General features: G+C 68.6%; 18 protein-coding genes. 5 read left to right on the forward strand and 13 right to left on the reverse strand.

The window, feature by feature from the left end:
• Positions 1-155: 155 nt before the first annotated feature.
• Positions 156-542, reverse strand: coding sequence for a DUF427 domain-containing protein (locus AB0H21_RS26610; protein WP_358521526.1), 387 nt, complete (start codon positions 540-542; stop codon positions 156-158).
• A 166-nt stretch (positions 543-708) separates the two neighbouring features.
• Here AB0H21_RS26610 and AB0H21_RS26615 point away from each other — a divergent pair, with 166 nt between their 5' ends.
• On the forward strand, positions 709-1,194 hold the full coding sequence (locus AB0H21_RS26615; protein WP_358521529.1) for a hypothetical protein: 486 nt from the start codon (positions 709-711) through the stop codon (positions 1,192-1,194).
• Positions 1,195-1,279: 85 nt separating this feature from the next.
• Here the strand turns inward: AB0H21_RS26615 and AB0H21_RS26620 are convergent, their stop codons facing one another.
• Positions 1,280-2,365, reverse strand: a complete 1,086-nt coding sequence (locus AB0H21_RS26620; protein WP_358521532.1) for a Xaa-Pro peptidase family protein — start codon at positions 2,363-2,365, stop codon at positions 1,280-1,282.
• Between the two features lie 268 nt (positions 2,366-2,633).
• Between AB0H21_RS26620 and AB0H21_RS26625 the strand changes: the two genes are divergently transcribed.
• Entirely contained in the window at positions 2,634-3,539 is a 906-nt protein-coding gene (locus AB0H21_RS26625) for a 5'-3' exonuclease (protein WP_358521534.1), read from the forward strand.
• 38 nt (positions 3,540-3,577) lie between these two features.
• Positions 3,578-5,035 (forward strand): RNB domain-containing ribonuclease, encoded by a 1,458-nt coding sequence (locus AB0H21_RS26630; RefSeq protein ID WP_358521536.1) that lies wholly within the window; start codon positions 3,578-3,580, stop codon positions 5,033-5,035.
• A 41-nt stretch (positions 5,036-5,076) separates the two neighbouring features.
• Here AB0H21_RS26630 and AB0H21_RS26635 read toward each other — a convergent pair whose 3' ends face one another.
• The 3 genes from AB0H21_RS26635 to AB0H21_RS26645 form a co-directional block, all read right to left on the reverse strand.
• Positions 5,077-7,821, reverse strand: coding sequence for a DEAD/DEAH box helicase (locus AB0H21_RS26635; RefSeq protein WP_358521539.1), 2,745 nt, complete (start codon positions 7,819-7,821; stop codon positions 5,077-5,079).
• Positions 7,822-8,053: 232 nt separating this feature from the next.
• Entirely contained in the window at positions 8,054-12,982 is a 4,929-nt protein-coding gene (locus tag AB0H21_RS26640; RefSeq protein ID WP_358521541.1) for a DEAD/DEAH box helicase, read from the reverse strand.
• A gap of 287 nt (positions 12,983-13,269) precedes the next feature.
• Positions 13,270-13,857 (reverse strand): hypothetical protein, encoded by a 588-nt coding sequence (locus tag AB0H21_RS26645; protein WP_358521544.1) that lies wholly within the window; start codon positions 13,855-13,857, stop codon positions 13,270-13,272.
• Between the two features lie 505 nt (positions 13,858-14,362).
• On the opposite strand from AB0H21_RS26645, the gene AB0H21_RS26650 reads away from it, so the two are divergent.
• Positions 14,363-14,506 carry a hypothetical protein gene (locus AB0H21_RS26650; protein ID WP_358521546.1) on the forward strand — a complete coding sequence of 48 codons (144 nt, stop codon included), beginning with the start codon at positions 14,363-14,365 and terminating at the stop codon, positions 14,504-14,506.
• Positions 14,507-14,617: 111 nt separating this feature from the next.
• Here the strand turns inward: AB0H21_RS26650 and AB0H21_RS26655 are convergent, their stop codons facing one another.
• From AB0H21_RS26655 to AB0H21_RS26685, 7 genes are all read right to left on the reverse strand, one after another.
• Entirely contained in the window at positions 14,618-15,364 is a 747-nt protein-coding gene (locus tag AB0H21_RS26655; protein WP_358521548.1) for an AAA family ATPase, read from the reverse strand.
• Positions 15,358-16,215, reverse strand: a complete 858-nt coding sequence (locus AB0H21_RS26660; RefSeq protein WP_358521549.1) for an aminoglycoside phosphotransferase — start codon at positions 16,213-16,215, stop codon at positions 15,358-15,360. Before AB0H21_RS26660 ends, AB0H21_RS26655 begins: the two co-directional genes overlap by 7 nt.
• A gap of 1 nt (position 16,216) precedes the next feature.
• Positions 16,217-17,179: a radical SAM protein gene (locus tag AB0H21_RS26665; RefSeq protein WP_358521552.1), complete on the reverse strand. Its 963-nt coding sequence runs from the start codon at positions 17,177-17,179 to the stop codon at positions 16,217-16,219.
• Between the two features lie 154 nt (positions 17,180-17,333).
• Positions 17,334-18,182, reverse strand: a complete 849-nt coding sequence (locus tag AB0H21_RS26670; protein WP_358521554.1) for a DUF5753 domain-containing protein — start codon at positions 18,180-18,182, stop codon at positions 17,334-17,336.
• Positions 18,183-18,214: 32 nt separating this feature from the next.
• On the reverse strand, positions 18,215-18,739 hold the full coding sequence (locus AB0H21_RS26675) for a DUF6879 family protein (protein ID WP_358521557.1): 525 nt from the start codon (positions 18,737-18,739) through the stop codon (positions 18,215-18,217).
• A complete protein-coding gene (locus AB0H21_RS26680; RefSeq protein ID WP_358521560.1) occupies positions 18,708-18,947 on the reverse strand; it encodes a hypothetical protein in 240 nt (79 codons plus the stop codon). Before AB0H21_RS26680 ends, AB0H21_RS26675 begins: the two co-directional genes overlap by 32 nt.
• Before the next feature lie 216 nt (positions 18,948-19,163).
• On the reverse strand, positions 19,164-19,637 hold the full coding sequence (locus AB0H21_RS26685) for an ATP-binding protein (RefSeq protein WP_358521562.1): 474 nt from the start codon (positions 19,635-19,637) through the stop codon (positions 19,164-19,166).
• A gap of 171 nt (positions 19,638-19,808) precedes the next feature.
• Between AB0H21_RS26685 and AB0H21_RS26690 the strand changes: the two genes are divergently transcribed.
• Positions 19,809-21,086: a hypothetical protein gene (locus tag AB0H21_RS26690; RefSeq protein WP_358521565.1), complete on the forward strand. Its 1,278-nt coding sequence runs from the start codon at positions 19,809-19,811 to the stop codon at positions 21,084-21,086.
• On the opposite strand, the gene AB0H21_RS26695 is transcribed toward AB0H21_RS26690, so the two are convergent.
• Complete coding sequence (locus AB0H21_RS26695) at positions 21,083-24,931, reverse strand: N-6 DNA methylase (RefSeq protein WP_358521568.1); 3,849 nt, start codon at positions 24,929-24,931, stop codon at positions 21,083-21,085. The two genes, AB0H21_RS26690 and AB0H21_RS26695, sit on opposite strands and share 4 nt — an antisense overlap.
• Positions 24,932-24,933: the final 2 nt, after the last annotated feature.

The following is a 24,933-nucleotide window of genomic DNA, read 5'->3' on the forward strand; positions in this document are numbered from 1 at the left end:
TTCCGTTCCGAACGTCTCGGCCCGGGCTCTGGACGGGGTCGAGGAGGGCAGGCCGGAGATCCTCGCCGACGAGGTCAGCCGTGGCGTCAAGGCGAAGCTGTCGGGCGAGGTGGACGCGCTCTACCCCGGGCTCGCCCGGGCGTGACGCCGTCCGCTCAGCCCTGGGCGGGGCGCTCCTCGATCGCGTCGACGCGGTCGGGGTAGAAGGCCAGGTGACCCTCGATCTCGGCGACCGCGGCGTAGGGCGTCTCGTAGGTCCAGATCGCGTTGACCGACCGCCCGCCGCCGTCCGGGATGCTGTAGTAGGACGCGTCACCCTTGTAGGGGCAGTACGTCGCGTGCTCGGTGCGTTCCAGTCGCGCCATGTCGACGTCCTTGCGCGGGACGTACTGGACGGGCGGGTAGTTCGCCTCGCGCAGCGTCAGCGCGTCCGTGGTGTCGGCGATCACCCGCCCACCGGCGGTGACCACCACGCGGGCGGAGTTGCGTTCGACCGTGATGGGGTGATCGGGTCCCGGGGTCAGCACCGGCTTGTCCGCCATCGTCATCTCTCCTCAGCTGGTCTTCGCCGTATGCGTCTGCTTGGGCTGGAACACGGCGGGCCGTGCGGGTTATTTCACCGTTCTCAGCCGGGAGGTTCTCAGCCTGGAGCCGGCCATATGAGCGCGGGCCGGTGAGCCGCCCGGGCGCCGGGTACGTCTAAAGGACATGAGGACCTGGCGTACCGCGTTACTCACCGCGCTCGTGCCCGCACTGGTCACCGGCTGCGCGCCGCCCACCGCCCAGGCCACGTCCCCCCAGGCGAGGCAGGCGCCGCCGGTCACGCGGGCGGTCGTCCTGGAGGCCGCGGGACAGCGACCGGCCGTCCAAAAGAAAAGGACTTCCCTGGTCAAATTGCGCCGTCAGGGCGGCTTCGTGGGCGCCGACGACCGCGTGACGCTCTACACCGACGGGTGCGCCGTCGTGAAGCACCGCACCGGGCCGGCGAGCGAGCCGTGCCTGTCCGCGCGCGACATCCGCGCGCTGCGCGGCGACCTCGGGCGGCTGCGCCTGGGACGCTCACAGCCCGAGCCGCCCGGCGCGGACATGTACAAGTACACCCTCACCTACCAGGGCAGGAGCGTCGTCCGATACACCCTGCCCCCGACCTGGAGCCCGGTCGTGCGCCGTCTGGAGAAGCTCCTCACCCCGTGACGGACGCACGTCCGGATGATCGCGGGCGGGGCCGGGTGGCCGGCCCGAGCGGCCGTGACGGGGATCGGGTCGTCACGGCCGGAGATCACACGACGATCAGGTCGCGGGGCCGGTCGTTGAGGCGCTCGGCGCCGGTCTCGGTGCACACGACGATGTCCTCGATGCGGGCGCCGTGCCGGCCCGGCAGGTAGATGCCCGGCTCGACGGAGAAGGCGAAGCCCGGCGCCAGTGGCTCGGCGTTCCCCGAGACGATGTAGGGCTCCTCGTGGGTCTCCAGGCCGATGCCGTGGCCGGTGCGGTGGATGAACAGGTCGCCGTGGCCGGCGTCGGCGATGATCCGCCGGGCGGCGGCGTCGATCGACTCGCACGAGACCCCGGGGCGCACGGCGGCGCACGCGGCCTCCTGGGCCTGGCGCAGCACCTCGTAGTAGGCGGCGAAGTCGGCCGGCGGCTCGCCGACGCTGTAGACGCGGGTGGAGTCCGAGCAGTACCCGCTCGGCATCTGGCCGCCGATGTCGACGACGACGGGCTCACCGGCCTGGATGACGCGGTCGGACAGGTCGTGGTGCGGGCTTGCGCCGTTGGGGCCCGAGGCCACGATCACGAAGTCGACCGTGACGTGCCCGGCGGCGAGGATCGCCTCGGCGATGTCCCTGCCCACCTCGCGCTCGGTGCGGCCGGCCTTCAGCAGTCCGGGGACCTGGGCGTGGACGGCGTCGATGGCCGCGCCCGCCTCGCGCAGCGCCGCGACCTCCGCCGGGCTCTTGCGCATGCGCAGCCCACCGAGGACCGACCCGGCGAGCACCTGCTCGGCGCCGGGCAGCGCGGAGCGGAAGCGCAGCGACTGCATCGCCCACATGCGGTCGGCCAGCCCGACGGTGGCCGGGGAGCCGATCCTCGAGGCGACCAGGGCGTACGGGTCGTCGGTCTCGTCCCAGGCGACGAACTCCAGCCCGAGCCGCGCGGCCGGGGAGTGCTCGGCGGCGGGCAGCTCCAGCCTGGGCACGACCAGGAACGCCTCGCCCTCGGCGGGCACCACCAGGCAGGTGAGCCGTTCCGTGGCCAGCGCGTCGTACCCGCTGACGTAGCGCAGGTCGGGGCCGGGCGTCAGCAGCAGGGCGTCGATGCCCACGGCTGCGGCGGCCTCGCGCACGGCCGCGACGCGGGTCACGGGGTAAAGATCAGACGACGTCGTTGTCACATCGCCCAATGTATTCCACCCCGATTCCCCCCGTCTGCCCACCTGCCGCCCCCCGATCACGAGCCTCCGAGCATCTTGTCCCATTTGTCACCCCCAGCGGGATCGGCGCGGACGGGCCCGCGATTCCCTCCCGGAAGCCGCCGACCGCCCCAGGAAGGTCGGCGCGTGTGTCGGCCGCCCGGGCGCGCGGGTGCGGCACGACGTCCCGGACGGGCGCCGGGGCTGCCAGGATGGGGGCATGCCAGGGCTGATGCTTCTCGACACCCCTTCGTTGTACTTCCGGGCGTTCTACGGGATCCCCGAGTCGATGACCGCTCCGGACGGGATGCCGGTCAACGCCGTGCGCGGGCTGATCGACATGATCGGCACGCTCGTGCGCGGCCACGCCCCCGACGAGCTCGTGGCCTGCATGGACGCCGACTGGCGGCCCGCGTTCCGGGTCGCGGCCATCCCGTCCTACAAGGCGCACCGGGTCGCGGAGGGCGACCAGGAGCAGGTGCCGGACACCCTGGTGCCGCAGGTCCCGGTGATCGAGGCGGTGCTGGACGCCGTCGGAGTCGCCCGCGTCGGCGTGCCCGGGTACGAGGCCGACGACGTCATCGGCACGTGCGCGGCCCGGGCCACGGGGGCGGTCGACATCGTCACCGGCGACCGCGACCTGTTCCAGCTCGTGGACGACGCGCGGCCGTGCCGGGTGCTGTACACGGTGAAGGGCATCCGCAACCTGCAGACGATCGACGAGGCCGAGGTCACCGCCAAGTACGGTATCCCCGGCCGCGCGTACGCCGACTACGCCACCCTGCGCGGCGACCCGAGCGACGGGCTGCCCGGCGTGCCCGGCGTCGGGGACAAGACGGCGGCGGCGCTGATCACGCGGTTCGGCTCGCTGGAGGCCATGCTGGCGGCGCTGGACGAGGGCGTCACGGACGGCTTCCCCGCCGGCAGCCGCACGAAGATCATCAAGGCCCGCGACTACCTCGCGGTCGCCCCCGCCGTGGTCAGGGTCGCCCACGACGCGCCCCTCCCCGATCTCGACATGGCCCGGCCGGTCAAGCCGCGCGACCCGGAGGCGCTGGTCGCCCTCGCCGACCGTTACGACCTGGACGGCCCGCTCAACCGCCTGCTCGCCACGCTGGCCGGCTGAACGGGCGTATCGGGCGTATCACCCCTAAGATCCGGGTTGTGCTTCCCAAAGCGATCCACGTGTCCGGCGCGCCGAAGCTCGCCGAGGGCTTCGACCGCATCCGCGGCGAGCTGGAGCTCCCGGACGCGTTCCCCGAGCCCGTGCTGGAGGAGGCCCGCCGCGTCGCGGAGACGGCGGCGTCCGATCCGTCCGCGCTGCCCGGCCTGACCGGCCTGCCCTCCCTGCCGGACCGCACCGACCTGCCGCTGCTGACCGTCGACCCGCAGGGGTCGATGGACCTGGACCAGGCGCTGTGCATCGAGCAGCGCGCCCGGGGCTACCGCGTGTGGTACGCCATCGCCGACGTCGCCGCGTTCGTCCGCCCGGGCGGCGCGATCGACACCGAGGCCAGGAAGCGCGGCGAGACCGTGTACATGCCGGACGGACGCGTCCCCCTGCACCCGGCCGTGCTGTCGGAGGGCGCGGCGAGCCTGCTGCCGGGCGTGGTCCGGCCCGCCGCCCTGTGGTGCCTGGACCTGGACTCCGACGGCGTCACCGTCGGGGCCGACGTCACCCGCGCGCTGGTGCGCAGCCGCGAGCGGCTCGACTACGACTACGTGCAGGCCGCGGTCGACACCGGCACCGCCGACGGCACGCTGCGCCTGCTGCCCGTCGTCGGCGCCCTGCGCCAGGAACTGGAGCGGGCGCGCGGCGGGGTGACGCTGCCGACGCCCGAGCAGGAGATCGTGCCGCACGGGGACGGCTACCGCGTGGAGTTCCGCACCCCGCTGCCCGCCGAGGGGTGGAACGCGCAGATATCCCTCATGACGGGCATGGCGGCCGCGGCGATGATGCTCGACGCCGAGATGGGCGTGCTGCGGACGCTGCCGCCCGCCGCGCCGGACACCGTCGAGCGGGTGCGCCGGATCGCGGCCGCCCTGGGCGTCCCCTGGCCCGCCGGCACGCCCTTCGGGAAGGTCGTGCACACGCTGGACCCGTCCGTTCCGGGCAACGCGGCCTTCCTGCACGAGGCCACGGCGCTGCTGCGCGGCGCCGGGTACACCGCGTTCAACGGCGAGCCGCCCCGGGACGCCGGGCACGCCGCCGTCGCCGCGCCGTACGCCCACGTGACCGCGCCGCTGCGCCGCCTCGTGGACCGCTACGCCGGGGAGGTGTGCCTGGCGGTGGCCGAGGGCGTGCCGGTGCCCGAGCCCGTCCAGGAGGCGCTGGCCGGGCTGCCCGCGCTCATGGCGGGCGGCGGGCGCCGCGCCGCCGCCGTCGACCGCGCCTGCGTCGACCTGGTGGAGGCGTTCGTGCTGCGCGACCGGGTCGGGCAGACGTTCGGCGCCGTCGTGATCGACACCGAGGACGGCAGGCCCGGCGGGCTCGTGCAGATCGCCGAGCCCGCCGTGGTCGCCCGCTGCGACGGCGACGGGCTGCGCCTCGGCGAGAAGACCGACGTGCGCCTCACCCGCGCCGACCTCCTCACCCGCGAGGTCCGCTTCACCGTCGCCTGATCCCGCCCACCCTGAGCGGGCGGGCGGGGCCAGGGCAGGCGTCAGGCGACGGAGGAGTAGGCGACGACGCCGCGGCGTAGGGCTTCGAGGGCCTTGGCGGCGTTCTGCTTCACCTTCCCGCCGCGCGGAGCCGCCTTGCCGATCTGGTCGAGCAGGTCGAGCAGCTGCTTGACCCAGCGGACGAAGTCGCCCGCCGCCAGGTCGCCGTCGGTGAGCACCGCGTCCAGGCTGTGACCCTTGGCCCAGCGGAACGCGGCCCAGGCGAACCCGAAGTCCGGCTCGCGGATGAACGACAGGCCGTGGTCGCGCTCGATGTCCTCCAGCTCGGCGAAGATGCGCACCATGGCGGCCAGCGACTCCTTCGCGGCCCCCGCGGGGATCTTCGGCGGGCGGGCGTCGTCGGCCTGCCGCGACTCGAACACCAGCGAGGACACGCACGCGGCCAGCTCGGCCGCGTCGAGGTTCTCCCAGATGCCCGCGCGCAGGCACTCGGAGGTGAGCAGGTCCAGCTCGGTGTAGAGCTGGGACAGGCGGCGGCCCTCGGGCGTGACCGTCTCGCCGTCCAGGTAGCCGAGCTGGTCGAGCACCCCGCACACCCGGTCGAAGGTGCGCGCGATGACGTGCGACCTGCTCTCGACCCGCCGGCGCAGGCCATCGGTCTCGCGCAGCAGCTTGTGGTAGCGCTCGGCCCAGCGGGCGTGGTCCTCACGCTCGTCGCACCCATGGCATGGGTGGGCGCGCAGCTTGCGGCGCAGCTCGGCGATCTCCCACTCGGGGCTGCCGGGGGTGGAGCCGCGGGTCGGGTCGGCGTCGTGGTCGCGGGCCCGGACCGGACGGCCGAGGTCACGGTCGCCGATCTTGGCGTGCAGGGTGGCGACGAGGTTGGCACGGTCCTTCGGCGCGCGCGGGTTGAAGCCCTTGGGGATGCGCAGCCGCTCGACCGGCTCGACCGGCACCGGGAAGTCGGCCGCCGACAGCCGCTTGACCTGCTTGCCGATGGTCAGCACGAGCGGCGAAGGGCCCTCGGTGCGCATGGTGAGGCCGGGGTCGAGGATGACGGCGAGACCCGCCCGGCGCCCACCGGGGACGCGGATCACGTCGCCGGGCTTCAATGCCTCCAGCGACCGCACCGCCTGCGCGCGCCGGGCCGTGCCGCGCTGACGCGACAGGTCGGACTCGCGGTCCGACAGCTCCCTGCGCATCCCGGCGTACTCCTGGAAGTCGCCGAGGTGGCAGGTCATCGCCTCGGCGTAGCCGTCGAGGGCCTCCTCGGCCCGCCGGAGCTGCTTGGCGATGCCGACGACCGCGCGATCGGCCTGGAACTGGGCGAAGGACGCCTCCAGCAGGGTGCGGGCGCGCTCCCTGCCGACCTGGCCGACCAGGTTGACCGCCATGTTGTACGACGGGCGGAAGCTGGAACGCAGCGGGTAGGTGCGGGTGCTGGCCAGGCCGGCGACGGCCACCGGGTCGGTGCCCGGCTGCCAGGCCACCACCGCGTGCCCCTCGACGTCGATGCCCCGCCGCCCGGCCCGCCCGGTGAGCTGCGTGTACTCCCCGGGTGTCAGGTCGGCGTGCGTCTCGCCGTTCCACTTGTCGAGCTTCTCGATCACCACCGAGCGGGCCGGCATGTTGATGCCGAGGGCCAGGGTCTCGGTGGCGAACACCGCCTTGACCAGGCCGCGGGTGAACAGCTCCTCGACGACCTCCTTGAAGGCGGGGAGCATTCCGGCGTGGTGGGCGGCGAGGCCCCGCTCCAGGCAGTCGCGCCACTCCAGGTACCCGAGCACCGACAGGTCCTCGTCGGGCAGGTGGGCGGTGCGCTCGTCCACGATCTGGCGGATCTCGTGGCGCTCGCGCTCGGTGGTGAGCCGGATTCCGGCGTGCAGGCACTGCAGGACGGCGGCGTCGCACCCGGCGCGGCTGAAGATGAACGTGATCGCGGGCAGCAGGCCCTCGGAGTCGAGCTTCTCGATCGCGTCGGACCGGCTGACGCCGTTGGCCGAGCGGCGCGGCCGGCTGTAGCCGCGGCGGCCGCGCGCCTGGGCCAGGCGCTGCTCGTCACGGGAGATGCGCATGAGGCTGGGGTTGATGCGCGGCCGGTTGTCCTCGTCCACGAACAGGTCGTACAGGCGGTCGCCGACCAGCATGTGCTGCCAGAGCGGCACGGGACGGTGCTCGTCCACGATCACCGTGGTGTCGCCGCGCACCTCGCCGAGCCACTCGCCGAACTCCTCGGCGTTGCTGACGGTCGCCGACAGCGCCACCACCCGCACCGACTCGGGAAGGTGGATGATCACCTCTTCCCATACGGCGCCGCGAAAGCGGTCGGCGAGGTAGTGCACCTCGTCCATGACCACATGGCTGAGCCCGGCGAGCGTGGTGGAGCCCGCGTAGAGCATGTTGCGCAGAACCTCGGTGGTCATGACCACGATCGGGGCGTCGCCGTTCACGCTGTTGTCGCCGGTGAGCAGCCCGACCTTGGACGCCCCGTAGCGGCGGACCAGGTCGTTGTACTTCTGGTTGGACAGCGCCTTGATCGGCGTGGTGTAGAAGCACTTGCTGCCCTGCTCCAGGGCGAGGTGGACGGCGAACTCGCCCACCACGGTCTTACCCGACCCCGTGGGGGCCGCCACCAGCACGCCGTCGCCCGCCTCCAGCGCCCGGCAGGCGTCGAGCTGGAACTCGTCCAGCTCGAAGTCGTACAGGCCGCGGAAGGAGGTGAGGGCGGGCCCGCTGCCGGCATGCTTGTCACGGAAGGCGGCATAGCGTTCCGCAGGCGTCGTCATGCACTTCAGCCTACCGATACCGGCTTTCCGGTCCCGTCGCCTCCGGGCCTCTCCCCCAGGCGTGCAGGCGATCACCGCAGGTCCCCCGGGTCCGGGTCCGCGCAAAGTAAGCGCGGGCCCGCGAACGGCCGGGGTCAGGGGCGCACGCGCACGACCTGCGGGTTGTGGTCGCTGGCGCGGTCGTTGTTGGCGACCACGCCCGGGGGCTGTCGAGCCTCCCCAGGCGCTTTGATCACCCCTGCGTGAGAAGGGCCGCGATCCTGGCCGCGCACCCATGAGCGTCCCGGACGATCTCACCTCCCCAGAAGGTGAGCACCGTCCAGCCGGCGTCTCGCATCGCGGCGCGCTTGACCTGATCGGAGGCCTGGCGCTCCGGGGTGTGGTGGTGTCTCCATCCGTCGCAGAAAACGGCGACCTTCCGCTCCGGCCAGGCGAAGTCGGCGATCGTGACCGGCCGGGGAGTGCCGTCGGAGGAGCCGCGGTCCCCCCAGGGGAACTGCGCGTGACCGCGCGGCGCCCCAAGAGCCACAAGCGCGATCGCCAGCCGCCGCTCGATCGCAGAGCGGGGACGGCCTACGAAGCCATCGGCATAGGTGGGGACGCGCCGACCCTCCACGTCCGGCGCGCCGGCGAAGCGGCGCAGGAAATCCGCGGCCATCCGGCGATCGAGCAGATCTTCTTCGAGCTGGTTGCCGTAGGACCGAAGGCAGGCGTAGCAGGAACGCTCGCAGGCGCACCCGTCGAGTACAGGAACCAGGGTCGCCGCGACCTCCCCGAAGCGCTCCGCGAGTTGCCTCAGATATCCCGCACCGCCCGGGACCTGCTCGTACAGCACCGCCAGCCGCAGTGCGGCGTCCTCTCCCTCCGGATCGGGGCGAGGCCAGTCGAACCCCGCGACCTCGTCCTCCCCTGCCTGGAGCACGACCCGGCAGCCCAGGTCGAGCGCGGCGCGGATGCTGGCGAGGAACTCCTGGAGATGGTCCGGTGTGATGCCGGGCTCCTCCAGATCGGGCATGATCTGAAGACAGTCGACCCGGCGGTCGACCTGGAGAACGCTTGGTTCGAGCCGTTGGTCGTTGCATATGGCATCGTGAAGCTTCTCCCGGTTCTTCTGGGCCTGGGTCGGCTTAAGCCCGGGAATCGCGTCGAACCACAGGCCACAGCCGGTGCAAACGATGAACCGCTCGCTATCACGGTGATCCTTCGCGACGCGGCCCCGGTTGAGAACGGTCAGGTCCGCCCCGCGCTCCCAGTGGAGCACGAGACCGGGCCGCTCGAACAGCCACGTCTCCGCGGTGTTGGGAGCGCCGAGGTGGTGGGTGACGTCGAACGGGGTGCGGGCACGGTGCTCCTCGTCGGCCGCGATGCGCTGGCGCCGCGTCGCCAGCATCGCTCGCATGGGAACGCTGAGCTGCGGGGCCAGCTCGTCGCTGTTGCAGGACGCGCAGTGCGCGTCGGTGGGCTGGTTGACGGTGTCGCATCGAAGGCAGATGTTCACCGTCGGCAGCGCCCCGACCCCAGCGGCGTTGATCAGATTGGCCCTGCGGTAGTCGACCTGATCGACCAGCCACTTGGCTCCTCGCGCGTACACGAGCTGGCCCGGGGCGTAATCCTTGATCGCCTGGACGGAGTCCTGGGAGAGCTCGGTCGGTTCGCGCTCGAGCGTGAGCGCGGTGGTGTCGGTCGGGAAGGCATAGGAGGGCAGGAAACCGACATTGCCCAAGTAGGACAGCACGTAGGCGCGGTTGCGGTCACCACGGCTCATCGCGCTCAGGCTCGCAACGATGCTGCTGACCGCGCGAACCGACTCCGCGCTGGGCGGACCGGCCCCCGCCCGCTGCCACTCCTCCAGAAGGGTCTTCTGCTTGAGGCGATAGGTCTCGACCGCCTCGTCGAGATCGGCGATGAAGGCGTCGACCACCGAGCGGGCCCATATCTCGTCGAGCCAGGGCAGGTCGGAGGTGCCTAAGCCCAGTCTGAACGCCTGGTGGATCCGGGCGGCGATCCGCTCGGCGTCCTCGGCCAGCGCGACCTGCACGTCTTCGATGCCCTGGAGTGTGCCGGCCTGGTCGGCCGTCACGAGGTCGCGCATCCACAGGGGAAGATCGTGGCCGCACAGCTCCAGCGCCATGGCGCGGGCGTGGCGCTTGATGACACGCTCGTTGTCGAGTAAGAAGGCGGGCGGGCGGATCGCCCCGCGGATCATCTCCACGGGACGGGCGTAGTAGTAGCTGTCGTGCGGCATGCCGCCCGCGAAGGTGACGATGAGCGCCACCCGCTCCTCGCGCCGACCGGCCCGCCCGGCACGCTGGGCGTAGTTGCTGGGACGCGGCGGCACGTTGCGCAGCATGACCGCGAGGAGCTGGCCGAGATCAACGCCCAGCTCCAGCGTCATCGTGCAGACGAGCAGGTTCAGATCGGCGGTCTTGAACCTGTCCTCGATCTTCTCCCTGTCTTCCAGCGGTATCTGCCCGGAGTGCTCCTCCGCCTTAACGACCAGGGGCGACTCACCGCTCACCAGCAGCCGCTCGTGATCGTCCGGGTCGCCGTTCCAGGGTTCGAGGCGGCCGAAGCAGTTGAACGTCGCACACCGATCGCGGGGCGATCGCTCGGGCTGGACGGCGCGGCAAGCACGGCAGCGGTGCAACGGCCCGGTGACCGGACGGATCTCCATCTCCTGGGGTGCCACCTGGCGCAGCAGCACCCGCGCCCGGCCGGTGCCCACTTGAGTATCGATGAGCAGGCCATGACTCGAGAGCAGTTCGACGGCGGCCCTCGTGCCCCGCTCCACGGCGTCGCTGTCGGTGACCAGCGGGAAGGCGAGCTTCAGCAGACGGGCGATCGAGCCCTTGGCCCCCATGCTGAGCGCGGACGCTCCGGCGACCTTGATCGTGGTGTCACCGATGCCCGTCACCGTCTGGCCCCCGCTCAGGGTGGCCCCGGCCGCCGCCAGCTCAAGCTCGACCTTCGCGCCCAGCCGGGCACGCATCAGCTCATGGCCCACCGCGCCGCGCGTCCTGGCCAGGTCGAGGATCCGGGCCAGCAGCCAGCGCGCCGCGGCGACTTCTCCGCCCACGTGCGAGAGAAGAGGTCTGAGATCCTCGTCGCTCAACGCGTCGAGGCCTGGATATCCGACGGTCACGACGCCGAGCCGTTCGAGCGTGGGAGGCCGCCGTTCGTCGCTGGCGATCTCCCCGAGCACGTCCCACTCGCAGACCCTCAGTGCGCGCTGCCGGGCGTCGGTGCCCGCCGGGTCGTCGTACAGCCTTGTCCGCTGTCCACGCTGGAACACGTCCGCCACCAGGCCGTTGAAACTGGCCGGCGGTTCATCGGCGGTGGCACGTGCTCTCACGCTGTCCACGATCAGGCGGCGCACCTGAACGGCGCGGGACCGGTCCCTCAGGTAACCCGCCTGGAAGGCGGTGTCCTGGCGCGAGTCGGCGAAGATCAGCAGACGGCGCAACATCTCGTCGTCGCTCTGCTCGGCCAGCCCGCTGTGCAGGCTGAAGGCCGCGGCGGTCACGGCGGCTGCCGTACGAGCGGTGAATTCCTGCACCGCTCCCCCACGGGAACGCAGGTACCCGCAGACCTTGCACCGCGTCAGCGGCTTGCCGGGGTCCGGGACGGCGACGACGACCTCCCGTGCGGGAGCGTCACACCCGAGGCACGTGCCCCCGTGGACGTCCTTACCGCAGACGGCGCATCTGCCGGCCGGGTACCACTGGCGGTCCCGGGCTCTTGGCTCCTCCAGCGGCTCGGCGATCAGGTCGCGCACGACGTAGCGTGTCACCGGGCCGCCGGGCTCGTCGTACTCCAGGTCATAGTCCTGACCGCAGCCCAGGCAGACCCCCAGGGCGGTCGTCGACTCGGCCGCGCAGCCGTCGACGCCACAGGTGGTCGCCCCGTCGAGGAGAAGATGCCCGGCCTCGGCGGCACACCGCACCGGACTCGGCAGACCTCGCAGGAAGAGGTGAACCTTTGCCTCCAGCACCGGCGGACCGGCGGCCGTGTGGGTGCCCGCGCCGAGCAGCAGCCAGCCCACGACCTCGTCGTGAAGGGCCTCGCGGTCCGCCCCGGCCCGCTGGGGTACCTCCGCGAGTCTGTCGACCAGATCGTCGATCGTACGCGGCTCCGCCAGGTGCGTGCGGAACATGTCCAGGACCGCACTGGCCTCTGGATCTCCCAGTACGGCGCGCAGCCGGGCGGGTTCACCGCCATCCGTGAGCGCCTGACGCAGGGCGTTCCCGTCCGGAGCCGACCCGATGGCGGTGATGTCCGGCTGCGGCACGGGAACCGCGGTCTCCTCGACGATCGCGTCCACATCGAAGTCAGAGGCGAAAAGCCGACCGGCGAACGCGGCGGTGCGCCGCAGATCCGCCTGGTGATCGCCGCCAGCGCTCACGGTCGCCGACAGGCCGACGCAGACCAGACCGTCGGCGTCGACGTGGCCGCGCAGCCTCCGGATGAGACCGGCGATCTCCGTGCCGAGCGCGCCCTGATAGGTGTGGACCTCGTCGAGGATGAGATGTCGCAGCACCCCGGAACCGAAGAGCTGGCGATCGTCACGCCGGGTCAAGATGTATTCGAGCATGGAGTAATTCGTGAGCAGGATGTCGGGAGGGTTCTCCTGCATCCGGGCGCGTTCACTCTGCGCCGTCGCGCCCGTGTAGACGCCGTAGGTGAGTCCGAGCGCCTCGCACGCGGTCTTCACCCGGTCATGCTGGTCGTTGACCAAGGCGTTCATCGGATACAGCGCGATCGCCTTCACGCCCGGCCGGTGCCTATTGCGGTAGGCATGCGCGACGACGGGGATGAGGAACGCCTCGGTCTTGCCGGAGCCGGTACCGGTGGCGACGAGGGTGCTCCGGCCCTCGTTGATGCGGGTGATGGCGGCGACCTGGTGGGTGAAGAGGCGTTCGACCCGCGGGAACGCCTTCACGATCTCCGGAGGCAGCCCGATCCGCGAGGCGAGCTCGGCGAGCGTGGCATCCAGCCGGAACCTCGGCTGCACCGAGAGATACGGCCCGCGCCAGAGCAACGCCTCGTCGTCGACCATACGTTCCAGTTGTGCGCGAAGGCCCTCGTTGGCGATGGGGTAAGTGGTCCAGGTGAACCGCCGGTAGTCATCCCGAAGCCGCTCGGCCAGCTCTAACGGGTTCATCCGGACTCCTCGCTTCCGTCGCCGTCTTCTCCATGCGCGCGGCAAAGCCCCCGCCTATCACGCGCATGCAGCGCTCAACCTAACGGACACCACCGACAATCCGCGCCGCGCCCGGAAGCCGATCAGGCAGAGGATCCGTCTGTAGGTCGTCGGCTTCCGCCATGATCCAACAGATCAAGACGTTCCTCACCATCTCGGACAGACGCCGAACTGAAGCCAGTCTCAATCCTCGGAGTACGCAGGCCCGAATCACTGGCAGCGGCACCGATTCACCGACTAAGAAATTCTCAGCGTTGAGCCGCTTTCTCCACACCTAGTCCCAGTCGCGTATATTGATCATGGTTCCATCGGCCAACGTTACCACTCAGGTTAATATACCCATACAACTCCAGGTAGTCACGAATTCGAACGGCTGGCCAATGATTCTCCATCAAGGCTTGCGCTACGGTTCGGGCCAGGTGCGCATCCCTTAGAGGGCCCGATCCAAGCATTCCCGAAGTGACAGAACAGTCTGGAACATTTTTACGATATTGCGCATTCTCTTTCACGCATGCACGCGCGAAGCGTGCACCCTCGGTGTAGAATGTATCGCCAGCCCGATTCTTGAGCATATCCACTTCGCGCCGTTCCACACGATGGAACTTCCGATTAACGCGCTCGAATATCTCACAGCGGTAAAAATGCAATAGAAATAAGACGACAGCCTGAGCCAACTCATCACCTAGCATCCGGCGATTATCTATGATTACCCCACCCGGCATACCCAGCTGAGCGCGGCTGACAAATCTAGCCAGCGCCACATTATCTGCGACGCTCCCCTCGAAATTCTCAGCAGCGTAGTGCACTTCCCCTAGAAACTTGTCCCTCTGATCCAAGATCCAGCGCTCGACAGGATCCGCGACCCAGCCACCGGCCAGGTTGGAATCCGTGGGAGCAGGACGGGCGTACCGAATTGCAGCGCGTCGATCCCGCCGTCGCTCTCCGTTAGGTCCATCCCTGTGAACTGAGCCGAACGGGCTGTACCGGGGCGTCCACTCGTGTGTTGTCATCTCATCTCCTTGATCACAGGTCCTCGAAGAGGCCGCAAGTAGGGTGTATCGGCAGTCACGAGTCTAGGTATGCCCGGCGTTCCGATCGGACAATGATTCCCATGCATATTGATTATTCTCAGGCTCTTTTCAATCCTGAACGCTGTGACCTGCCCGGATGGGCCGACATGCAACCCCGGCTTTGCTCGGCACGATGAAAAATATCTCCGGATCAGGTATTGACAGCGCCTATCCAGGTCACGCTCCAACATCGAAGTTCCAGGAGCCGGCGACGTGGTGAGGCGGCCGGGAGCCGGTCCAACAGATGCCACAGAGGATCAGCTCGCGGATCATGCGGATCATTGCCGACGGCAGGGGTATGGAAGGCAAGAACCCGAAAACCTACCGTCTCGCCGCTCGCGAGGCGACGACCGAACCGCCGGTCTGGCTAAGCGACATCAACCTCAAGGTCATGTCGCTCTGTCCTGAAGCCTGAAGGTGCGTTGGCAGCGCAGGCCCGGGGCTGTCCTGCCGTCGCCGGCAGGGACGAGAGGGGTGGGAACATCCGCGCCTCCCTGACCGATCTGCAGGAACGGAGCAGGGAGCCTCAGTCAATCGAGCCCGGTGATGTCTCATCCAGGACGTGATGCAGATAGAAGTTCGGTTTGACGAGGAAGCGCCGCCAGTGGTCGACCAGTTCGAGCCGGTCCCACTCGGTGGGGCGAATGCCGTGGTCACCGAGTTCCAGGATCCGCGCCCCCGGCAGGCCGACGAGAATCGGCGAATGGGTCGCGCAGATGATCTGCCCGCCTTGACCCGCGACGCGGTCCATAAGCCCGACCAAGCGCAGGCACGAGTGAAATGACAGAGCGGCTTCGGGCTCGTCCATCAAGTACAGGCCAGGGCCGGACACCATCCGGTCCAGCACGGTGAAGAACCCTTCCCCATGGGACTGCTCGGTGAGGTCCTCCTCCCAGAAGCCGTACCGGCCGGACACGCTCCGTCCGAGGTTGAACAGCGTCTCGGCACGGAAGAAGAACGCCCGCCGTTTGAGCCGGGGACCGCGGACCAGCCGCAGCCCATCGACGGTCAATTCGGCTTCGAGGACTTCCCCGAGGGGGGTGGCGGGACCGGTGCTGGCGTACCGGGTCCCGGCCTTGCCGCCTTCGGAGTTGATGCCGCACGCATCCGCGATCGCCTCAACGATCGTGGACTTCCCCGAGCCGTTCTCTCCGACGAGGAAGGTCACGGGGGTGGTCAGCTCGACCCCAGAGCTAAGCCCCTTGACGGCGGGAAGGGTGAACGGCCACTTCGCCGCCAGGCGAGCGGGTACGGCGAGCCGGCTGATCAGCATGGCTCACCCCCTCCCGCGGAAAGGAGCCGCAGGGCGTGCTCCTGGGCCGGGATCCGCAGATCGCGATAGTCGCCAAGGCGCTCAGCGCGATCAAGGATGTGCGCGGCGGCGGACAGCTGCGCCACAAAACCGGTGGGTGTGTCGAGGAGGTCGGCGAACACCTCGTGCACACGGGCCGCCATGCCGGGGACAAGCAGGCTGTGACAGTACAGGAGCGCCGCGCCGTACCCGGCGGGGGCGGCTCCCCAATACTCCCAATCGAGCAGCCACAGGCCAGGCTTGGTGAGGTTGGCCCAGTGCAGGTCAGTGTGCTCCGTCTGCAACGTGGGCGTGTGCGGGCCCAGCCGCCGACCGTAGTAGTCCTCGACGCGGCGGACGAACGACCGCGGATCGTGGCAGCCCCGGCTGGTCGGCTGCACGGCCAGCGTGTCGAGCGCCTGGCGCAGCTCGATCCACCACGTGCTGGGAAGCGTGAGCCATTCGGTGAGTTCAGGGGTGGATGAGCAAGGGGCATCGGGCACATAGGTCATCAGCTCGGCATACATGACGACCGGCGGTTCGTCCCATTCGGCGCGGGCCATGACCTCTGGCCTTGGCACACCGGTTATCCGGTTGGCGTCATGGTTGCCGGTCCAGGTGTCGCCATCGGCGAAGTCGCGATGCTCGGCAGTCGCACGCAACCAGAACCGGCCGCCCCCAGCGCGGAGAGCGGCCGACCCGATGGTGCGATCGTGCCAGCCGAACACCGATTGCCCGATCAGAGACACACCAAGCCGGGTCGCGCCGTCCGACAAGACACGGCGCAGAAAGGCGCGCTGCCCGGACTCAAGGCGCCGGTGCCGACTGGTCACGTCAGCCTTTCTTGGTGGGGCGGCACTTGTTCGGCTCACAGTTCCTTACCGGGTCGCAGTTCTGATCCTTTGGGGCGCATGGCCCGCACGAGTAGTTCGGTGCGCAGTTGTTCGATGGACGGCAGTTGTTCTGCGGCCTGCACGACGGGCTGCAGTCCGGACTACACGGATCGGGCTTGCACGGCTTGGCCAGACCTCGGTCGGCGAACTCATCCCGTAGGCGACCTGAGATCTGAAGGAATTTCTCACCGCTGAGGATATCCGCGAGAGACGACTCCAGGACGTTCCCAGCGGGCAGCCACCGCGAGAAGACGCACGGCCACACCTCGCCCGTGGGTGCGATGGCCACCTGCCCATCCCCGCAGTTGCCGCACAGCTGATCGACGCCGGGCCCCTTGTCCCGTTCGCCACGGCCGACCTCCCGGAGGTCGTCATAGCCGATCTCCCGCACACCGAGACGTTCCAAGGCGGCGATGCCCTGTCCGGTGCGCTGCCGGTCCAGGACCCCGATCACCCCGGCACGCAGCGGGATTCCCAGTTCCATCGCGCGGGCGATGTTCTTCGTCGTGTTCTTGAGTGTCGGGCGGCCGGTGATCGATCGGTGTTCCTGGGCGTGGTCGGAGTAGTAGGAGGTGGCCAACCGCACGCCCGGGAGCTGGAAGGCCTGCCACATGGCCGCTGAAACGTGGACCAGGTTGGTGTAAACCTCGACCTCCATGCCGGTGCCGAGCGCGTGAGAGATGAGCTCGGGGAGATCAGGGTGCAGGGTCGGCTCACCCCCGATGAACTGCCCCATCTTCGCGCCGACCTGGTGGGTCTGAGTGATGACACGCCGCCAGTCGGCGGTGGTCATGGTGCCATGTGTCGCATACGGGCCTGAGGATGCATAGCAGTGGCCGCACGTCAGCTGGCACTTGCCGGTGATCTCCCACCAGGCGAACCGGAGAAGGTCAAGACTTCGCATGAGGTCTCCTGAAAGGCGCGGGGACGCGCGTCACGACGCCGCCGGAGCTTCACAAGGCGGGCGCGACGGCTCAGAACAGGTGTGCGCAGACCATGACGGTAGGTAGCCGGGCTTCCCTGCGCCTACGAACTTCTACGAACTTGCGGCCGAGTTCCTACCGGAGATCGTCGATCGCCGCTGCGATCAACGATCGGGCGGCCGCTCCGTACACGGCCATGTCGGCGAGCCGGCCGAACGCCTTGACGTACAGAGCGATCTCCCGAGGCTGCGTGACGGTCACCATGGCCGAGAGCAGTTCGACGTTCACCTGATGGTCGTCGAAGACGCTGAAGCCCTCCAGTGGCCACACGGGTCGCCCTCCGGTGGCGAACGGGACGACGCCCAGGCTTACCGAGGGCAGAGCGGCCATGGAGATCAGATGATCAAGCTGCCCGGCCATCACCTCGGCGTCACCGACCTGGTAGTACAGCACGGACTGCTCAACCAGGACGGCGAACCGTGCGCCAGAGTGGAGGACCTTCTGACGCTCCATCCGGACCGCGACCGCCTGCTCGATGTCGTCCGGGATCTCGCGGAACGTGCTGATGGCAGCCATGAGCGCGCCCGCGTAGCCGGCGGTCTGGAACAGGCCGGGGATCAGGAGCGAGTGGTAGAAGCGGAAGCGTCGTGTCCGCTCGTACAACGGGATAGAGGACTTCTGGAGGCGTTCGAGACCCGTGCGCTGGACTCGCCGCCATTCCACGTACATCGAGGCGACGGCCCGCGAAGAGGCGATCAGATCGCCCACCTGGTCGGCGGCCTCGCACACCGCGCACCAGACCTTGATGTCCGCGTCGGACGGCGGAGTCTTGGCGTTCTCGATCCGCGAGGTCTTCGATTCGTGCCACCCGGCGGCCGCGGCCAGCGCCCGGGCCGACAGCCCCGCATCGAGGCGGATCTCACGCAGGCGGCCCGCCAGTGCCTCCCGGGCCTGCTGGACGCTGGACGACGGCGACGAGGGCATCGATGTGTGTGCTTTGTTGAGCAGCGAGCCGGTCAGGCGGGGTGGAAGTCGTGGTGGTCGAGGGCGCGTTCCCACACCTGCTCGAACGCTTCGAGGCACAACTTCACGATCGCCGGGTCGTCGGTCAACTCGTCCTCGACGAACGTCCCGTCGCCCGCGAAATGACTGAGCCGGACCAGGCGGTCGTCGAACACCCAGAAGTCGTTGACCGGAAGTGCCAGGTCCGAAGCGCGACGCCGGGCCAGCCACCGCACCTGTTCACCGGCAGCGATGTTGGAGAAGGTAACGTCGTACTCGAACCGGACATACTCGCTGAGCGGTTCGGACACGACCCGAGCGCGGCGCACCTGGACGCCCCGGGTGACCGAGTCGGCGACGACCTGATGGAAGGGGCTCCACCACTCCTCTCGGTCCGCCGGATTCTCACGGTGGCCGGCCCGCCACGTGGCGAACCGGCGTGAGCCGGGATCGTAGACGTCGCGCATCTCCAGATGCACCGCCGACCGCCTGGCACCGGAGATCAGCTCACCGAACGACGGAACCGGAGCCGTCTCCACCGTTTGCCTCCAGTACGAACGGGATCATCCGCGAGGGGAATCGTATGATCGTCTCATTCTCGGGGACAGTGCCGATCTCCGCCTGCGTCTCGGCGTCGGTGATCCTCCAGCCTTGCAGGATAAGATCGCCGGTCGCCTCATCGACCCACACCGTCGGCGAGTGGTCACTGTCACTTTCCGGGTCCTTTCCGATGAACCGTAGCCCCATGGGGCCCTCCTCTTGTGTCCAGGTGTGCACGGACTTGCGGGATCAACGCTCCGCCTGGCGAGGCGGGACGGTCAAGGTGTTCGGACCGGTGATCGCCGACATGGCCAGAGCCGGACAAGCCGGCGGCGAGTCCGGAACGTCATGAAGGTTGACCCCGGGCCGCCCCGCCCGTAGACGGCGGACTTGCCGATGGACGCCATGGCCGCATCCTCATGCTCACCCGTCATGGACCTCCTGGTAGGTCGATCGGCGATTGGCCGGTGACATGGGCGGCTCATCGTCATACAGGGGGTCCCGGGGGTCGAGGACGAACCAGACCGTGCAGCCGCTCGCGTCCTTGATGAAGCCCCAGCGCCTGGACAGGCTCCGGACCAGGCGGATGCCGCGTCCGCGCTCGGCCAGGTCGTCCGCGGGGGCGCGGCAGACGCACGGGACCGTCGAACCTCCCTGGTCGGTGACCTTGACCTGGACGGTTCTGTCCCACTCGATGAGGACGGTCACCGGGATCTCCGGCGACCGCGTGTACGCCACGGCGTTGGTGAAGATCTCCGAGAGCAAAAGCACGGCGTCGTCACGGCGCGGATGGTCGCCGAGGATCTTCCCCAGCCACCGCCGGGCCTCCCCGACAGATGCCTCGTTGCCGGGGAAAACGGCGCTTTCCTGCTGCCCATCGTAGGAATAGATTCTCATTCGTCCGGGTGTCCTTCTCCAGGGGGAATCCTGCCCTCAAGACAACCGGCCACGTGCGGGACGCCGGCGATCTTCCGCCCGTCATACGGGACGACTTTTCTTTGCCAACGGGCTTTCCTTCCCCGGACTTTCGATTACCCTCCGCATTGAGACGATCACACGGAGGTGGACATGGGACGGCAGGGGACGCTGTTCGAGCAGGCGTGCGCCGATCGGGGGTGGGACCGGCCGGCCGCGTTCCTGGCCGCGTTCGCGCAGGCGGCGTACATGGTCGGCGAGCCGGTCGAGTTGACCGACCGCCAGTTCCGCCGCTGGTGCCTGCCCAACCCGCCCCGGCCGCGCCAGAAGGCCTGGCGGGTGCTGCACGCCATGTTCGGGGTCAACCCGGCCGACCTGGGTTTCCCGCCCGCGCCGTACGGTGAAATAAACCCATGTACGTTTCTAATAACAGACCAAACAGAGGAAACGGACGTGAACCGTCGTACATTCGTGACGGCTGCAATGGGAACCACGGCCGGTGCCGCCCTCGGCGCCTTCACCCCTCCCGAGGCGGTCGGCACGCCGCACGTCCAGGAGCTGCGCGCGGGCCTGCGCGCCCTCCGCACACTCGGCGACGCCCACGGCGGCACTGAGGTCCGCGCCCTGGCCGTCCGCCACCTGAACCGCATCCGCCGCATCATCGAGACGAGCACCTACTCCGACTCGATCGGCCGCCAACTCCGCCTCCTGGCAGGCGAGACCGCGAACAGCTGCGCCTACCTCCACTTCGACGCCTGCGATCAGGACGAGGCCCGCCACTACTGGCACGAGGGCCTGACCATCGGCACCACCATTGACGACACCGAGCTTAAAGTCCAGGCACTGGCGATGCTCGGCCTCCAGGCCAACTACGAGAGGCATCCCAAGCATGCTCTCGATCTGCTGGCTGCTGCAGGTCATCACGCCCAGCCCCTCGGATCCCCGGTCCTCCTCTCGATCATCGCCAGCCGTGAGGCAAACGCCCTCTCGCTCCTGGGCGATCACGCTGGCGCCCGCGCCGCCCTGACCCGGTCCCAGCGGCTCATGGAGCGACCGCGAACCGGCCGGCCATCTCCGGGTTGGACAGCGTTCTATGACAAATCAGAAGCCGAGGTGATTCAAGCCCATCTGTTCACCGAGGCCGGCAAGCACAAAGCTGCGATCCCGTACTTCCAGGCATCTGTTGCCCACACCGGAGCATCGTACGGACGCAATGTCGCGGGCAGACAATTTGCTCTGGCCCGCAGCCTCGTTCAAGCGGGCGAAGTCGACGAGGGCGCAGCCCTGGCTGTCACCGCCATCGGCAAACTCCGTGAGGTCTCATCCGGTCGAGTGCGCCGCCGTGCGGTCGAAGTACGCGACGCACTGGCCTCAGTCGACTCCCCCACCGCCCGAGAGACTGCTCAAGCACTGACGGACCATCTGACCTAATTAGACGTGTCACTCAGTCGCGCAAAGTGATCCCGAACGAGCTGCTTGTATTCCTCGTTTGGCCGCACAGGACTCCCTTCAGCGTCCGCGCTCTGTCTGAAGTCCGCAAGGATCAGCTCAAGATGATCCTTCGACAACCCGTACAGGTGGGCAACCCGAGCATCCAACTCAGCCCGCAAGTCGTACTCCACGTCTTTGGGTAACGGCTCACACTCAACACCAAGGACTTCAGCCAGTTCATCGAACTCCACAGCACGGCATGTCAACCTTGCAGAAAGCGCCACGATCTGGACACCAGGAGCAACCTTTAGCGAGACGTCGGCAATCGGCAGCGTCGCCATGATGGACTTTGTTACATGGAGGCTGGCCTTACGGCGAACCAGGAAGTCCCATACAAGACTATTAATTAGTGCCACCACATACACCATCGCCTCAGCCGACAGCACTGTGCGATACCCATCGTGCGCTAGATCGAAGCTTGACCGATAGAAGTAGTGGACAGTATGCGCCACTGCAGTTCCCGGAGGTAGCACGGCGGCGATCAAGGTCCGTTCATCGCGGCCTCGCGCAGTCTCACGGAAGCATGGGCGAAACTGATCAACCGGCAATTCTAGGGTACCTTGCCGGAGCTCCACAGAGGAGAGAAACCTTTCCCCCCGCTCTCGGCGAAGCCCGCGCACGTTTTTTCTCTTAGACCGTTTTCTGGCCCTGTTCAAAAGAGCCTTATCCCCAACATCTTCCTTCAAGTGATAGACAGGAATGGCAAAGTCGTGAACATATTGGTGTATGTGCTTGCCTTCGCGCATTGGGACGCCAGTTCCATCAGATGCGAACAGGGACTTGTCGTCATCTAGATGGAATTCTCGTCCCCAGTCAACCCGCCAGCCGCCGATCGACATCTCATCCAGAAGGTAGGGCTTGTCCGTGTAGATCACGGACATGAGCTCCAGCAGAGCCGCATCCCGGGTGTCAGGAATGGCCAACGTCTCAGGGGCCAAGGCTTCGATCGTTATGCGTGGTATAGGAAGTGTTCGACGTTCCAAATCTAGCAAATGTTCAAGCCGAGAAACATCGCTGGTGAACGGCAACGGATCGGTCGAGCCGCCAACTCCAGCAACAAGCAATAGAAACTGCTCGCGACTGTCGATAGGGAAGATTTTATTCACGTTATCGCAGAGCACAAACTTATCGACCGCGCAACGTTCAAGCAGTTCACGGCGGTGCTCGACGGTAGCCGCGTCCGAGACGATGCCTGAGTCGATCACTAGGCCTATGCGCCCATTAGGGGAAAGTAGCGCCAGCTCACGCTCCAGGAATGTTCGGTAATAGTTGAATGTTGTCCCGTGCGAATAGAGCATCCGGTACACGCCCGACTTTCCGATGAAGCTCTTCACTCCGGCCAGATGGGCGTCGGCTCGCTCGGCCGCCGCCGTCACCTCTGGGTGCTCGTCCAATTCGGCCTGGCGGGCCAGCTTCTCGTCCTTCTTCTTCAGCAGGGAGTATGACGGGTCGAAGCGGCCGTAGAACTCGGCGGCCTTGAAGGTGATGCCCTCCCAGGGCGGGTTGCCGATCATGGCGTCGAAGCCGGCGTCGGGGCGGCGGGCGCCGCGGGCGTCGAAGAAGACCTCGGGGAACTCGATCTCCCAGTGGAACGGCCGCACCTGCTCCCGGATCTCGTCGGTAACCCCGTGAAGGTGCGGCGGGATCGGGTCGCCGTGCTCGATGATGTCCTGGCGGCCGTTGAGCCACTGGGCGCTGTTGCCCTTGAATCTGTCCGGCTGGAAGAACGGCGCCACCCACCAGTCGCCGAGTTTCCGCAGGCCGGTGAAGTCGCTGCTCTCCAACAGGCGGGCGAACCGCTGCTCCTTGGCGCGGATCTGCAGGCGGTCGTCCGACGGCTGGGCAATGAGGGCCTGCCGTACGCGAATGACGTTGGCCAGGTCGGGTTCCGCGATCTCGAAGAGCGTGGGGTGGGAGTCCTGCTTCGCCGCCACTCGGTTGCCACTCCTGCTGCTCTGCGCGGGCACGGGGACGCCCCGCCAGCTGTCGAGGCTCGCGCCGATGACCGCGTTGCCGCAGCGCAGGTGGGCGTCCAGGAACGAGAGCGGCTTCCCGGCCGCCGCCGTGGCGAGCCAGAGGGACACCTTGGCCAGCTCGACCGCCATCGGGTTGAGGTCGACGCCGTAGATGCACCGCTCGACGATGAGCCGGCGGTAGGCGGCACGCTGCGCGTCGTCGAGCTTGTGGTCGAGCAGCTCCCCTTCCCGCGCCAGCGCCTCGCCGTACGCCTCGGTCAGCCGGTGGACGGCGGGGACCAGGAACGCGCCGGAGCCCATCGCCGGGTCACAGATGCGCAGGCTCAGGATCTGCTCGGAGGTGGCGTTTTCGGTCAGCGGGCGCAGGGTCTCCCCGACGACGAAGTGCGCGAGCGGCCGGGCTGTGTAGTACGACCCCGACCCCTTGCGCTGACCGGTGGCCTCGAACAGGTAGAACGCGCCGGTGTCGTACCGTTCGACCACCTCGGCGCCCTCGGGTACGCGGTCGGCGTCGAGCACCTGGACCACGGCCGACTGCCCGCGTCCGACCCGGGCGAGCACCTTGGGGACGTCGGCGATCTGCGGCTCGAACGACAGCAACCCCTCGTAGATGCTGCCGAGCTGTTCAACGCCGAGTTCACGGTAGTTGACCGGACGGCGTCCGACGACCTCCTTGCCCTTCGCGTTCCTGACCGGCTCTGTATAAGAGAGCGCGTCGATGACGTCCCTGACGAAGGTGTCCCCGATGGTGAGATCCTCGTCGTCGAGGAGGGGACACTTGTCCGGGTCGAACAGTGCCCCGTCGAACGCGGTGATCTGCAGCTCGCCGGCGTCGACGCCGTCGCGGAGCATCCTCCATTGGGCCCGGAGGGACGCCCACAGGAAGCCGCCGTCCGGTGTCCACACCGAGGCGGGGTCGACGATCTGCCTGCGCAGGCCGCGCAGCGAGTAACCCTGGTCGTAGGCGGGCGTGCCGACCGGCAGCAGGCCGCGGTCCTCGGCATAGGAGACGAACAGCAGCCGATAGGCGATTTTGAGTGCGTCGGCGAACAGGTCCCGGGGCGCCGGGATCGGCTCTGCCACCCGCCGCCAGCCGGCGAGCGCGCCGTTGGCGAGGGCGCTGAGCGCCCTGCGCACTCCGCCGGACAGGTTCTCGCTGACGGCGGTCGCGGCGTCGGTGCTCGCGTCCTCGACCCGGTCCCACAGGGACTTGCCGTCGGCGTCGGGGGTGAACGCCTCGGGCCGCAGGAGTGCCCACAGCACCCGCCACTCGTGATCGTCGCCCAGCTCCGCCAGCCCGGCGAGGTCCACGGTCAGGTAACTCGCCTCGCCGCCCAGCCCGGGGTCGCGGCGGATCACCCGCAGCTCGGACCCGTTGCTCAGCAGCACGGCGGGCAACGTGCCCTCCCGGGCGCAGACCTCCGCCTGGCGTTGCGGCCGGAGCCTGCCCGCGCGCCGGCCGCTGGGCGCGGCGTCCAAGTGCTGCCCGGCCGGGGAGATCAGCACCCAGACCAGATCGTCCGCGCCGTCCGCCGGGTGGGCGGACACGGCCTCGCCGACGCCGGGAAGGCTCGTGGGGAACCGCCAGCCGAAGCACCCCAGCCAGCTCAGCATCCGGCCGCGGGTCTGGCCCGCCGTGCTGGTCTCGTCTATGTCGGCGACCAGGGCGCGCAATTCGCGACGCGCCACTCTGACGCCCTCGGCGGCGTCCTCGGCTCCGGCCCGTCCGCGCTGCTCGCGAAGGAAAAGTGCCGGGTCGGACAGGTAGTACGAAGACAGCGTGGTTCCGGCGACGGTGATGTTCAGCACGG

Origin of the sequence: Sphaerisporangium sp. NPDC051011 (genome assembly GCF_040653595.1) — a bacterium.
Taxonomy (GTDB): domain Bacteria; phylum Actinomycetota; class Actinomycetes; order Streptosporangiales; family Streptosporangiaceae; genus Sphaerisporangium.